The sequence below is a fragment of the Methanobrevibacter sp. genome, from assembly GCF_017409525.1.
GTDB lineage: Archaea > Methanobacteriota > Methanobacteria > Methanobacteriales > Methanobacteriaceae > Methanocatella.
The window spans coordinates 1-13,529 of the sequence record NZ_JAFQSO010000014.1 but is presented as its reverse complement, the minus strand read 5'-3'; the positions used below and the strand labels follow the sequence as shown (position 1 = coordinate 13,529).

Genomic DNA, 13,529 nt, shown 5'->3' with positions numbered 1-13,529 from the left:
ACGCCGGGACCGGGATTTGAACCCGGGTGGTCATAAGACCATCGGATTAGCAGTCCGACGCCGTACCAGGCTGGGCCATCCCGACATGTTAAAAAACAGTATATTAAATTATCTGTAAATACTTATTTATAAACTTAATTATTATTATAAATGGCATGTTCAAAAGTGGACTAATCTCAAAAATATAAGTGATCTAAAAAAGCCAACTCCACCCCGGGATTCTACAAGCATTGAAATGTTAATAGTAAAGCTGCTCCCTTCCGGGCCTGACCCGTTCCTATACTAAAGATGACTAATTTTTACCCTCCAGTAAAAACTTCACCACCACCAATCCTGTAGGACGAGGTTTCTATGTTGTTTTTCTAGGCTTATATTCTCTCAAAAAGCCGCCTTTTGAACTTCGACCGCACCAAAGGGGGTGTGTGCTTACAGAGGACCCCTAACCCTCCAGTCTAGCCACTAATAATATATGATTTTAATCTTATATAAATGTTAGCAAAAAGGCATTACTGGAAAAAGATTTAATTACAGTAATTGAAAAAATAATCAAAAAATTCGATTTTCTAGAAAAAATCAAAATTATAGTAACTTTATAAAAATAGCTAAAAAATAAAAATAGAAAATAGTAATGAGTAAATTTAAAATATTTCTTGAATGATATCTCCATCTGAAATAATACCCATTAATTTTCCATCTTCAACAACAGGGAGTTGATTCAATATGCTTGAAGAAGAATTACCTTCTTTCATGACTTTAATTGCTGTTTCGATACTATCTTCAGGAGAAATAGTAATTACAGATTTTATCATTATTTCATCAACAGTTGTTCCCAATTCATATTTATCCAAAATCAAATTATGACCTACATCGGTTGCAGTTATAATGCCAACTAGTTTATCATCTTCAACAACTGGAAGAGAACTAATCTTATGTTTCATCAATTTTTCAAATGCATATACAACATCAATGTCTGAAGTGGTTGTAATTACATCAGTGGTCATGATTTCCTTAACTTTTTTGTTCAACATTCTCTGTTCCTCCAAATTCTTCAAGAATATCATCAACCATAATATCTATGGTCTTATTAATATCCACATTGTTAATTATGCGAGAATCATGAATTTTTGCTTGTTCAACCAAAAATTGTTGTGTCTTTCGAATTGCTTCAAAATTTTCCATATATCTATCAAGGGACCTTTTTACCCAAGGCTGCCTACATCTTGCATAGAATCTTTGCTTGTGGGATTCTTCGTCATCGACAGTTATCGTGAAAATTATGATATTATTATCGTCCATTAAATCTTTCCTAATGAACCCTGGGACAACATGAACCCCTTCAATGATAGTGCTGATGCCCTCTTTAACAGATCTCTCGATAATAGCTTCAATGCCGACATTTACAACATCAACATGACTAACAAAACCTTCGATAACAGAATCTATCCTAATTGATGGTGTCCTGATACTCTCATAGGCATCGAAACTGGACTTGTGAATGACCGGGCTTAAATCTTTTGAAACGATTTTGCGCATCACTTCACGAATCATGTCCGTACTTATGAGATTCTTTAATCTTAAACGGCTAGCAAGTTCAAAAGCCATTGAAGATGTTCCAACACCAGAAGCGCCTCCAATTAAAATGATAAGAGGCTTTTTAGAATTTCTAAGTAATCTCCAATTTTGATATTTTTTAGCTATATTGGAATCTACACTTTCCAAATGATTTAAAACTACATTGGCCAATTGCGAATTGGAAATTTCACTGACATCATTTCTAATCAACTCATCTTCAATATCACTAGCTATTTCATGAGCTCTTAGAAAACCAATATCTGCAACATTCAGTGAACGAGCAAGAATTCCTTTAGAAAAAGGTTCCTTATACAATTTACCATCCACATCACCAGTAACCCAAATCATATTAAGACTCCATGCAGTTTACATTTACGATACAATATTTATAAGTTAATATTAAATAAAAGTTGTTATTTGATTTTGGGTAAAAAAAAGAAGATTAAGATGAATATCTATTCATCTAAAGAAACTAAGCTTATATCATAATTAGAACCATCTTTAATGTCAATTAAGACAGCTCCATTATCCTTAAGCATTCCAGGATTTGCTACATCTGTAGTTATTCCAATTTTACTAACGGATTTTGCTTCATGAATATGGCCACATACATTAATTTCAGGTTCGAATTCATGAATTGACTTCAAAATTCCTTGACTGCCAACATGTTCCCCATTATCCATCTTATCAGCTTCAGTATTGAAAGGTGGAGCATGTGTAACCAATATTCTCACTTTAGGGACCTTATCATTGTAAACATAGTCATAGTTTGCCAACAATTCAAAGACATCCCCGTAAATCTTGTTGTCCTGGATTTCACCGGGAGTGTTGAATGGAGTTTCATTAGACCCGCCATATCCAAACAGTATCGCATCGCCGTAAGCAATGATATTGTTATGCAAACAGAAAGACACTTCATTAATGGCATTGCAGATACCTTTCGGGTCACAGTTACCTGGAATGGCTATAACATCAACACCACAATCAGCCACCTTTTCTAAAAATGTGGTAGCGAAGTCCAATGGTCCGAAGTCAGTGATATCTCCCAATACCAGAACCAAATCAATGTCATTATTATTTAGATAAGAATATAAATTTTCGTTTTCTTCACCGTGAACATCACTTATTGCTAAAATTTTAGTCATATTATCATCCTTGTTGTTCTAAAAAGAAAGATCCCATCTCCCTTAAGCCTACCTTAAGGTCAGGTTTATCTCCATGCAATTGAATTGTAGTATCATCTTCAAATTCAATGATGAGACCGTTCCATTCCGCTATTTCTTGAACTCTTTCTTCAGCCAATGGGTCAGCCAATGTTATTCTGCCAGTGATTAAGCCAGGAGGAGTGTTGGCTAGGAACTTTGAACGGGATTTAGCGAATTCGAATACTTCTTCACCTTTCATGACCCTTTTCAATAAATCAAGCCAGTGATCAACATATTCATCCCCTTCCTCTTCGGCTATTGTTAAAAGAGTTCCTTGAATATTGTTTAAAGACATTTCAGCTTTAGCCAACTCATTAATCAATTCTGGATGGGAAGGGTCTCTTTTATAAGAACTTATGGACGATCTTATCAATCCCATCTCAGGGTTAATTCCACTAGGAACATCATATCCTTTTTTATTCAAATCAGTAATGAGATGATTGAGAACTAACCAATTCTGTTCTGAGGGCAAGCTCATAAATGTCCACCTATGATTTTTAAGGTAGTGTGATTGATTTTTGCATCTGCGTCTTTTAACTCTTTTTCAATTTCACTAGTATTTTGATATGAATCTAAGAATAAAACATGATGAGTTGAAGTACCTGCAATATTTAAAATTGCAATTTCATCGCTTGGTTTAAGTTCTCTTTTATCAATAGTTGCTTTAAATTGTACATATGGCTCATATTCTTCTGGAAGGTCAGAATATTTGAAAATACCATCTAATGTTGCTACAAACATAATTACACCTCATAGTATGTTAATAGTTTATCTTTTCTTATTAATGATATATAAATGTAATTGCCATTTGTTCGTAAAGATTGAAACTAAAAAAAATAAGATAAAAAAAAGGTTATCATTAGATGATAACTATCCAAAATGTCTTTTCAATGCCTAAAAAATAAAAAATAAAAGGATTAGAAATCCTTAAATTTATTCACCTAATGCTTTTTTGATTGCAGGAGTTGCATCAATTCTTTGAGCATCGAAGGTTAACTCTTCAGCTGATAATCCCATAGCTAATCCATATAATTGAGCTAAGTGGAATACAGGTAATGCAAAGTCTGTTCCGTATTTTTCATTTACTTCAACTTGACCTTGGTCAAATTGTAAGTGACAGAATGGACATACGTTAACGATTGCATCTACACCAGCTTCGGTCATGTGATCGAGTTTTTCTTTAGTGAAGCTAGTAGTTACATCAAGGTCTCTGGATCTTAAACCTCCACCTGCACCGCAGCACATCATTTTGTCTTTGTAGTCAACTGATTTAGCACCAGTGATTTCTACAAGATCATCTAAGATAGCTGGGTTTTCAGCGTTATCTTCAATGCCGATAGTTGCAGTAGGTTTCAAGAAGTGGCAACCGTAGTGAACAGCAACGTTTAAGTCTAAAGGTTTTTCGATTAAGGATGCTAATTTTTCAAATCCTACATCGTCTCTTAAGATTTGAGCGAAGTGTTTTACTTCAACAGTTCCTTTGTATTCTCTGCCGATTTCAGCTAAGTTAGCGTTAATTTCAGCTTTTTTCTCTTCACTTTCTTTCAACATGTGGTTACATTCGAACAATGAACCGAAACATCCGTTACATTCGGTCATGATGTCAGCGCCGATGTCTTCAGCAAGAGTTAAGTTACGAGCTGCAATAGTAGCCCAGGTTTCTTCATCAAAAGAACCGAATACACCAGGAGCAGGACAACAAGATGCTCCTTCCATGTCTTTTAATTCAATATCTAATGCTTCAAATAATTTTCTGGTAGCTTTTTCAACACCAGGATAACGGTTGTTCATAATACAACCTAAGAAGTATGCAATTTCCATATTATAACTCTCCTCATAAATCTATTCTTTTAATCCGCCGGTTGCTTCATCGTAACCGATTAAATCATCGAATCCAGTGATCTTACAGATTTTTTGTACTTCAGCTAATGCTTCTGGATAAGCATGAGTTGTTGGTGGAATTTCTGGAAGGCCAATTTTAGTTCTTAATGCTTTGGTAGCATCGTTGATTGGTACACCATGTCCAGTGTTCATTACAAATACTCCAGTCATTTTGTGAGGTTTTGCCATGTATCCTGCATGAGCTGCAATGTTACGTGCTTTTTTGATAATTTCTACAATTTTAACACTTCTAAGACATCTTTCTTGGCAAGTGTAACAAGTAGTACACATCCATAAAGCATCGTCAGTGATTACTTCTTCTTTTAAACCGAGTAAACATTTTCTGACAATTTGTCTTACTTTGTACGGAGTTCTTCTTCCAGATGGACAACTACCACTGCATGTACCACATTGGAAACAGTGTTTTACAGTTTCAATACCTGCGTCAATGAATTCAGCAGTGAAATCTGGATCACGATTACTATCAGTTAATAATTCTTTATCAGTCAATAAAGTCATAGTATCTCTCTTTGTATCTTTTTTATTTGTATCTTCTTTAACTTCTTCGACATTTTCTTCAGAAGCCTCTTCAACCTCTTCAGGAGCTTCTTCAACAGAAGTTTCTTCAACTTCTTCCACAATTTCTTCAGGAGCTTCTTTAGGAGCTTCTTCTTCTAAAGTTTCGATGTCACTTTTAAAAGTTAAATCTTTATCGCCTTCTGGTTCAGCTGCTGTTTCTCTAGGAACAGTAGTTTTAGTACCAGAAACGATGTCATCTTGTACAGTTTGTGAAGATGTAACTTGGACATCATCAGATGTGTTTGATACATCATTACTGATGTCTTTTTCTTCCTTATCCTTTTCTCCAGTAAATAGAGATTTTAGACGATTTATAATAGACATTGAAAACACACCTCGGAAAATCATCGGATTATTTCCTCAAATCCATAATAATATTCTATTAAAAGACTATATATAAAGGTTACTAAATTTTTCGTAGGTGTAATCTAAAAGATTACATGAAAAAAATAATTTATATTAACCTAAAAATTTAATATTTAACCAACAACAGATAGGAAAGAGAAAATGATTAGAAAATTCGAAATCAAATCACATGACGGACCTGGAAGAATAGGTAAAATTGATGGGAAAACCACACCAAAAATATTCCATAAAAATGAAATGAAAATAGCTCCAAGTGAAGGATCCTCCTATAACATTGACCGTGAAATAGCAGAATTCAACGTTAAAGAAACACTGAAACTTGCAAAAGAAAACGTCGATGAATGCGACATTGCCATCATCCAAGGGTCCAAATACATCGATTTGAGAATCGATTGCTTAAAACGGCTTGAGGAAATCGGATACAACGGATTCATAATAGCCAACGGAGATGCACTCCTGACCAATCCAAGAGAACTTGTTGATGTAATCATATCCCTAAAAAAGGAAGCCAAAAAAAGCAGCTACTTTATCTTTCCATTTGCTGAACTCTCATTCATGCCGATATTAGCGTATATGGGAATTGATGGATTTTTAGCAGATTCTGCAAATTACTACAGTCATCTAAACATACTGCAAACCCCAACAAAGGCATATGAATTGGATACATACCCCATCTATGAGGACATATCTCAAAAGGAGCTGGAAGAAAAGAATCTTGAAAATATGGAATTCGTCATTAAAGAGATCCGTGCACACATGAAAAACAGGTCATTGAGAAACCTTGTTGAGGAGAGGTCCGGAACCACACCCCAAAACATCTCAACCTTAAAGTTCCTTGACAGAACTTCAATGGACTATCTGCTTGAGTTTACGCAATTATTTTAAAAGTATCAATCATGTTCCTGAATTCCCTTTCCGATTCGCCTGAAACGTCAAGGGTCCTAAGCTCAAAAATGTAAATGTCATTATTTTCAATGAAGACATATGTATGAATATCAAAATTAATTTCGGGAGTGTCCATGTTTGCATGAAGCTTAATTGCATCCTTTCCAGCAATCTGTACAAAATCAGAAGCGATAATCACCCCACCATCATCTGAGATTGCATCCTCCATGAAAATCTTGTAGTCATCAAGATTGGTATGGGTCGGAAACATTACCGCATTAATCAGGTTATCCTGGCCTTTGGACAATGTTGCAATGCAGTCAGGGTTGGATAGGATATCCGCTTTCTCCACTTCCCACACGTCAGGATATTCAAATGTGACTTTGCCTGTATTGAACGTTCTCATTGGCTATTCCTCATTTTTAGATGAAACATCGATGGTTTCAGGGGCTTCCTCTAAAGTGTCAATATATTTGGAAAATGGTTCTGGAAGTTTTGGCATTACTTCCTTTAGGATTTCGGAAGCGTCAAGCTCCAATGCCTGTCCTGAAAGCAGCTGCTCCACATCAAAGTCAAAGTCAAAAGGCTTGAGCAAATCGTCAGTCGGTACCCTCAAGTTGATGTTCTTCTTGTTGAGTATCATTTTAAGGGTGCTTGTATTTCTGATCTGCTCATTCATGTCAGCGACAGTTGTCTTTATATCATACGCTATGGCTTTATTCTTTTCGTTTACCTCATGCTTGGATTTTTCAATTGACCTTTCCAAATCTTCAACAAGCATGGCATTCCTTCTGTTGATGTTGTCCCTGGCCTCATCGATTACCACATTAATGGCATTCAAAATGGATTTGTTGAGTTCAACGTTGTAAGCCAGAATCATCTTGTTTTTATAGTCAAGTTCCTTAAAAATAGCTACCCTTTCATCATCGATTTTGGTAATCTTCTTGTTGAGCTCATGAATCTCATCCTTAGCCTTGATTAGCTCTTCCTTATCTGAAATCTGCTCTTTAAGAGAATCGACATCATCGAAAAATGAAGCCTTGAGAGTCTGAATCTGCTCCTGCAAATTGGCAATTTCGCCATCCTTTTTCTGGATTATCTGGTCGAATTCCTCAAGTTTTTCTTCAGAAAATTGGTTTCCCACCAAATTTTCATACTCTTCTTGTGCTAAAACCTTAACCAATTCATTATCTTCAAATGGATCTTCTTTTTTAAGACTGACCTGTTTTTGTTGAGATTCCTTTTCAACCTTATTGCCGTCTTTGTCTTTACTGCTGTATTTTTTAGTATAAACTCTAACAGTTCTAAATTCATCACTTTCCATTATTAACACCCACTCTATATTAATAAATAGTCAAGTTTTATTTAAATAGTTAATGTAAAAAAAGAAAAAAAGAGAAAAAAATTTTACCGATTCTCTTTTTCAATCCATAACAACATCGCCTCTTCAATTGCCTTTGAATACCATCCAGTCTTGAAGAGCATCTTGCTGGAGGCAATCTTTCTAAAATTCAAGTCAATGTCATTATTGATGCTGATTGTAACACGCTTGTTTTTAGACATACAATAAGATTGTACATGCTAGTTAATAAACATTCTAGTGTCTAATTGGGGCATTTTAGGATGAATAAATGAATATTGAAGTTTTTTTGTAGAATGGGAAAAATGAAAAGGTTAATCTGACATGATTTTTCAACAAATCAACAAAATTAGTTCTATTGTAGCAAAATCTTGCGAATGTGAATTTTGCCACTTAAATGTCGTAAAATTGCCTTCCTAGTGTTTTGGTTGGGGGAGGCAAACTTGCTGAATTAGACAGTTTATAATATGCATACAAATAATAATTAACGATTGAAAAAATTATCATCAGATTTTATTTTACCTTCTCTAATCCTATTTCTAATGCGATACAATTTATCTTTAGCATTAGGAGATAGTGCATTCTCGTTTTGGACACGACAAAACCACCATGCTTGGTCATTTTCAGGTAATTGAATGATGATTTTATTGAGCAATTTTGGATTTTCAATTTTTTCAATTGCAGCACTACGCGCAAAATCGTCTTTAGCCCTTATGGCAATATTGAATAAAACAGACTCATCAGAAATCTTATAAACAACACTCTTCGATACAGCACCATAATTACCATTTCTTACACAATTAATTAATACTGATTCATCATTAATCCTTTCCATAGCATCTTTACGAACAATATTCATTTTAGCATTTTTAGCAACATCCGCTAAAACAGACTCATCACTAATTTTTATAACAGCCATTTCACAAACGGAATAATCCTCATCATTCTTAGCAACATCTACTAAAAAAGATTCATCACTAATTTTTCTAACAGCTTCAAAACGAACATACTCATAAGAGTCATTTTTAGCAATAGATTTTAAAACAGATTCATCACTAATTTTTTCAACAGCTTCCCTACGAACATGTTTATCAGAATCATTTTTAGCAATAGATTTTAAAACAGATTCATCACTAACCCCTCTAATGGCTTTTTCACGAATAGTGCTATCTTTAGCATTTTTAGCAACATCTGCTAAAACAGACTCATCACTAATCTTCTCAAGAGCAATAATCTTAATATCATAGTAAAATGCATTTTTAGCAACATCCGCTAAAACAGACTCATCACTAATCTTTTCAATAGCTATTTTTCGAACATCATTGTCACGGCCATTACTAGCAATGTCTGCTAAAATATATTCATCACTAATTTTTTTAACAGCTGCCCTACAAACAATTTTATCCTTAGCGTTTATAGATATGTCTTTCAATAAAGATTCATCATCAATTTCACGTAAATCATTTTTAGTTATCAAGTTAACAGATTTAGGATTTAATTGCTTAAGCCTATTTTTAGCTTCTCTGCAAATATCTTTATCATGGTCCTTTTCAAGAATACGATTCAAATAATACTCATCATTAATCTTTTTAATAGCTTCAATACGTGCCTTCTTATCCTTGCATAAAGTGGTTATGAGTTTTCTGGCTGTTGCAACTTCCGATAAAAAAGATTCATCATTTATTCTTTTAATCGCATCAACACGAACACTACTATAAGAGGTACGTCGTGCGGCAGATATTAACATTGATTCATCACTAATCTTTTTAACTGCTTCAAGACTTGAATCCTCATGTGATTTTTCACAAACAATATCCAGCAAAGCGGATTCATCATCAATCTTTTTAACCGCTTTAATACGAATATTATGGTCACTAAACTTTTTAGCAAGTTCCATTAAAATAAATTCCTCATCAACATCATCAATTCCAATAGCTCCTATTCTTTGTATTGCTTTTGAACGAACGACACGATTCTCATCATTTTTTGCAATTTCCACCAATATTTTGGAATCATCCAATACTTTTACTGCATCACATCTTTTAAGCCAATCACTGTTTTTGTATTTAGGTCTGAATAAATCACCAAGTCCCATCCTAAATCACCTTAGTTATAAAAAAAGTTATCTTTTCCTATGCATAAATAACTACCTATTTAACTGTGCAGTTTAAGTCGCCACTACTTAAAATTTTTATCGTAATTGCCTTGCTGCATACATCTTCCATCATGATTAGTTGCTTTTGTAGCTGCGATTGCAGATTCTGAAGGTCAGCCCCCATCATCTTAATTGCAATCATCAACTATTCATTTAAACAGGACCTTCTTTCAATATTATTGCACCTGATGACAGGTCATTACAACCTTCTGGCAGGAATTGCAACAGACCAGTGATAACGTTCAATTGTAGCGAAACAAAATCTTGCGGAATGGGCTTTTGGTGCTTAAGAGTCGGAGATATCCTCCCAACTATTTGGTTGGGGGAAGGTAACTTCAGAAATGAAATTTGGCCGTTAGGATTTTAATCTTATATTAGGTTTATTGAATAATAATAATGGGCAATTGCAACAGAAGGGAATGAATGACTGCAAGCCGACACGAAACTGGGGAGTTTTGGGATTGCATAGTTAAGATAGAATGTTTTCAATGCAAATATTAACAACAGGAGGCATTAATGTGAATGTGGTATTCTTAAAATGAAAATAATATAATAGGAGGAGTAAATTTAATCTTCTTCCCAACAATATTCCCAATATTTGCCACCTAATTTTTCATTAGCTGCTTTTCGAACAGGATACACTTTTTTATAAGTACTGAAATCATATGAATTTCTTTCTTCAACCCTCTCATGATAAGAATCATGTTTTACAATATACAACAAAGCATCTCTATTTTTTAAACGAGTATTTTTAACGGCCGCCTCACGAACCTTATAATCACTATCGTTTTTAGCAATATCAATTAAAACCTTTTCATCCCTAATTTTTTTGACAGCTGCTTCACGAACCTGCCAATAATCATCATTTTTAGCAATATCTGCTAAAACAGATTCATCATTAATCTTTTTAACCACAGCTTCGCGAACACTAACAGAATGAACATTTTTAGCAATATCAATTAATGTGGATTCATCATCCATGTTTCTAATTAAAATTTTAATCTTCTTTATAGCCTCATCACGAACATATCTGTCAGAATCATTTTCAGCAACATACTCTAAAACAGACTTATCATTAACCTTTTTAACCGCTGCCTTACGAACATCACTAACAGAATCATTCTTAGCAACATAACCTAAAACAGACTCATCCCTAACCTTCTTAACTGCCTCCAAACGAATATTACTATTCGAATCATTTTTAGCCAAATCTATTAAAAATGTATCTTCATTAATTTTTCTAAAGTTAATTCTTTTAATCGCTTTTAAACGAACATCTCCATCACTATCATGCTTAGCTATATCTAATAAAACTGAATCATCATTAATTTTTTCAACAGCACCGGCTCTGACATCACTATTTGAATCATTTTTAGCAAAGTCGATTAAAATAGAAGTGTCATTAATCTTCTCAACAGCTGCAGTCCGGACATCACTATTTGAATCATTTTTAGCAATATCCTCTAAAACAAAATTCTCATCAATCTTTTTAATTCTGATTTTTTTAACTGCATTCAAACGAACATCATCATCTACTGCATTTTTTGCAATATCCATTAAAATAGACCTATCACTAGGGTTATTACCAATATTACTGAGAATATTTAAACCAACAGATGCATTATGAGTGTTCTTAGCGATATCGATTAAAACAGATTCATCACTAATCTTATTACATGCTTTCAAAGCAACATCATCTACAGCGTTTTTGGCAATATCAACTAGAGCAGACTCATCATTGATACGTTTGAAAGCATATTCACGAGTATCTCCATCATGAGCATTCTTAGCAATATCCGCTAAAATAGACTGATTATTAATTTTATTTATTGCTGTTAAACAAATAGATTTCGATTCATCATTACATGCAATATCTCTCAAAATGTATTCATCATTAATTTTATTTATTGCCATTAAACGAATAGATTTCGATTCATCATTACATGCAATATCTCTCAAAATGTATTCATCATTAATCTTTTTAATTGCTTCCTCACGAACATGTGCACAAGAATCATTTTTAGCTATTTCTACCAATATGCCCATTTCATATAATTCTTTAACTGCATCACGCCTTACTTTCCAATCTTTATTTTGCCATTTTGGTGTTTTAAATCTACCAAATAAACCTTTAGAATTCTTCTGTTGAACATTATAGGCAGGTTTTGATTGTGTGGCATTATAAGCATTGAATTGGGACTGGTCTAATTTATTTCCACAGTTTACACAAAAAATAGTGCTCGAAATATTTTGATGCCCGCAATTCGGGCAAAATTTCACTGATTTATTCATGACATTTTTCAAGCTGCTTCCGCAGTTGACACAAAACTTATTATCATCAGAGTTACTTTTTCCACAAGAAGGACATGTAATCATAAAAAACACACCTAAATATTATTCTTGTTACTATGTCTGCCTCCACTACTTAAAATTTTTATCGTAAATGCATTGTTGCATATATACGTGGAAGCATGAATGCAACCATCCACGATTTTGCCTTCGCAAGATTGCAGGAGGCATGAGCATTCGGGGCAGGAGTTAAAAGAATCGATTATTTAAACCGTTACATGCTTTAAATTTATAAAAAAAGTTCCTATCCACACCAATAATTAACGCACAAAAATATTGAAAACCAACCAAAATTAGTAATAATAACTATAAAAAAATGTATTACAATTTTAGATAGTGGTAGGTTTCAAGATAGAATACCATCCAGTCTTGAAGAGCATCTTGCTGGAGGCTATTCTTCTAAAATTCAAGTCAATGTCATTATTGATGCTTATTGTAACACGCTTGTTTTTAGACATACAAATAGATTGTACACACTAGTTAATAAACGTTCTAGTGTCTTTACAGGTCATTTTTATATGTTAAAATGCATTTTAGTGTGATATTTAATAAATTTAAAACAAATATCATATTCGCATATGCATTTTCCGTTAGATGTTAGATGTGAAAGATCAATTTTTAACCTTCCAACAGCGGGCCTACTTTTTCAATTCCTCACAAAGACATGACAATATACTGTTTATCTTGTGCCGAAATTTCAGCCAAAAAGATATTACCTCCTTCTGAATTAGCGCATGATATATGATGGCTTGTAATTGGCGGCAGTTGCAGCTGATGTCGCAGATACTGAAGGTCTTGTATCGTTAGGTTGAATGTAACGCGGAAAATATCATTTTAAATATGCAATGTTTTTAGAAAAGTAGGTTTTGAATAGGTGATGGCTGGCGTAAATGTATTAATGAGTTTAAAATTTTTTTGCACCCAAAATTCTATCACTATATATTTATGTATGCTTTGATAAAATTTTAATTATAGTTTTTCTCGAAAAGTTTATACCATATGAAATACAAAGTTATATTCATGGTTGAACGAAGCAAAAAAAATTGCAGGACATCTTGAATTGGATGAAATTAAAGATGTAATGAAAGAATACAAAGATTCTTATGACATGTATCGTAAATTGCTTGTCATAAGTATGGTATATCAAGGTGAAACGATTTCTCAGGCTTCTGATTAT

At 33.7% G+C, this 13,529-nt stretch carries 15 protein-coding genes, 1 tRNA gene and 1 other RNA gene; 1 reads left to right on the top strand and 16 read right to left on the bottom strand.

The annotated features are described in order from the left end of the window. Position 1: 1 nt before the first annotated feature. The 9 genes from IJE64_RS08240 to hdrC form a co-directional block, all read right to left on the bottom strand. Positions 2–85: transfer RNA gene (locus IJE64_RS08240), tRNA-Ser, on the bottom strand. A 62-nt stretch (positions 86–147) separates the two neighbouring features. Beyond that, positions 148–463, bottom strand: an RNA gene (gene ffs, locus IJE64_RS08235) — signal recognition particle sRNA. A 175-nt stretch (positions 464–638) separates the two neighbouring features. After that, complete coding sequence (locus tag IJE64_RS08230) at positions 639–1,028, bottom strand: CBS domain-containing protein (protein WP_292784624.1); 390 nt, start codon at positions 1,026–1,028, stop codon at positions 639–641. Next, the gene (locus IJE64_RS08225; RefSeq protein ID WP_292784620.1) at positions 1,009–1,920 is read right to left on the bottom strand and encodes a 2-phosphoglycerate kinase; all 912 of its coding nucleotides are present in this window, start codon (positions 1,918–1,920) and stop codon (positions 1,009–1,011) included. Before IJE64_RS08225 ends, IJE64_RS08230 begins: the two co-directional genes overlap by 20 nt. Positions 1,921–2,027: 107 nt before the next feature. Further along, positions 2,028–2,717 carry a metallophosphoesterase gene (locus IJE64_RS08220; RefSeq protein WP_292784618.1) on the bottom strand — a complete coding sequence of 230 codons (690 nt, stop codon included), beginning with the start codon at positions 2,715–2,717 and terminating at the stop codon, positions 2,028–2,030. Between the two features lie 4 nt (positions 2,718–2,721). Then, on the bottom strand, positions 2,722–3,255 hold the full coding sequence (locus IJE64_RS08215; protein ID WP_292784615.1) for a DUF2096 domain-containing protein: 534 nt from the start codon (positions 3,253–3,255) through the stop codon (positions 2,722–2,724). Beyond that, positions 3,252–3,518 (bottom strand): DUF749 domain-containing protein, encoded by a 267-nt coding sequence (locus tag IJE64_RS08210; protein ID WP_292784613.1) that lies wholly within the window; start codon positions 3,516–3,518, stop codon positions 3,252–3,254. The genes IJE64_RS08215 and IJE64_RS08210 overlap by 4 nt, the downstream gene beginning before the upstream one ends. Before the next feature lie 192 nt (positions 3,519–3,710). Beyond that, on the bottom strand, positions 3,711–4,598 hold the full coding sequence (gene hdrB / locus IJE64_RS08205; RefSeq protein WP_292784611.1) for a CoB--CoM heterodisulfide reductase subunit B: 888 nt from the start codon (positions 4,596–4,598) through the stop codon (positions 3,711–3,713). 21 nt (positions 4,599–4,619) lie between these two features. Next, positions 4,620–5,561 carry a CoB--CoM heterodisulfide reductase subunit C gene (gene hdrC, locus IJE64_RS08200; protein WP_292784608.1) on the bottom strand — a complete coding sequence of 314 codons (942 nt, stop codon included), beginning with the start codon at positions 5,559–5,561 and terminating at the stop codon, positions 4,620–4,622. A 183-nt stretch (positions 5,562–5,744) separates the two neighbouring features. Between hdrC and IJE64_RS08195 the strand changes: the two genes are divergently transcribed. Beyond that, positions 5,745–6,488: an archaeosine tRNA-ribosyltransferase gene (locus IJE64_RS08195; protein WP_292784605.1), complete on the top strand. Its 744-nt coding sequence runs from the start codon at positions 5,745–5,747 to the stop codon at positions 6,486–6,488. Here the strand turns inward: IJE64_RS08195 and IJE64_RS08190 are convergent. The 7 genes from IJE64_RS08190 to IJE64_RS08160 form a co-directional block, all read right to left on the bottom strand. Then, complete coding sequence (locus IJE64_RS08190; protein WP_292784603.1) at positions 6,472–6,894, bottom strand: hypothetical protein; 423 nt, start codon at positions 6,892–6,894, stop codon at positions 6,472–6,474. The genes IJE64_RS08195 and IJE64_RS08190 overlap by 17 nt on opposite strands. 3 nt (positions 6,895–6,897) lie before the next feature. After that, positions 6,898–7,812, bottom strand: a complete 915-nt coding sequence (locus tag IJE64_RS08185) for a hypothetical protein (RefSeq protein WP_292784601.1) — start codon at positions 7,810–7,812, stop codon at positions 6,898–6,900. A gap of 83 nt (positions 7,813–7,895) precedes the next feature. Then, positions 7,896–8,051, bottom strand: a complete 156-nt coding sequence (locus IJE64_RS08180; RefSeq protein WP_292784599.1) for a hypothetical protein — start codon at positions 8,049–8,051, stop codon at positions 7,896–7,898. A 281-nt stretch (positions 8,052–8,332) separates the two neighbouring features. Next, positions 8,333–9,943, bottom strand: a complete 1,611-nt coding sequence (locus tag IJE64_RS08175) for a HEAT repeat domain-containing protein (RefSeq protein ID WP_292784596.1) — start codon at positions 9,941–9,943, stop codon at positions 8,333–8,335. A 55-nt stretch (positions 9,944–9,998) separates the two neighbouring features. After that, on the bottom strand, positions 9,999–10,145 hold the full coding sequence (locus IJE64_RS08170) for a hypothetical protein (RefSeq protein WP_292784593.1): 147 nt from the start codon (positions 10,143–10,145) through the stop codon (positions 9,999–10,001). 425 nt (positions 10,146–10,570) lie between these two features. After that, complete coding sequence (locus IJE64_RS08165) at positions 10,571–12,379, bottom strand: zinc-ribbon domain-containing protein (RefSeq protein ID WP_292784591.1); 1,809 nt, start codon at positions 12,377–12,379, stop codon at positions 10,571–10,573. A 302-nt stretch (positions 12,380–12,681) separates the two neighbouring features. Continuing rightward, positions 12,682–12,810 (bottom strand): hypothetical protein, encoded by a 129-nt coding sequence (locus tag IJE64_RS08160; protein ID WP_292784589.1) that lies wholly within the window; start codon positions 12,808–12,810, stop codon positions 12,682–12,684. Positions 12,811–13,529: the final 719 nt, after the last annotated feature.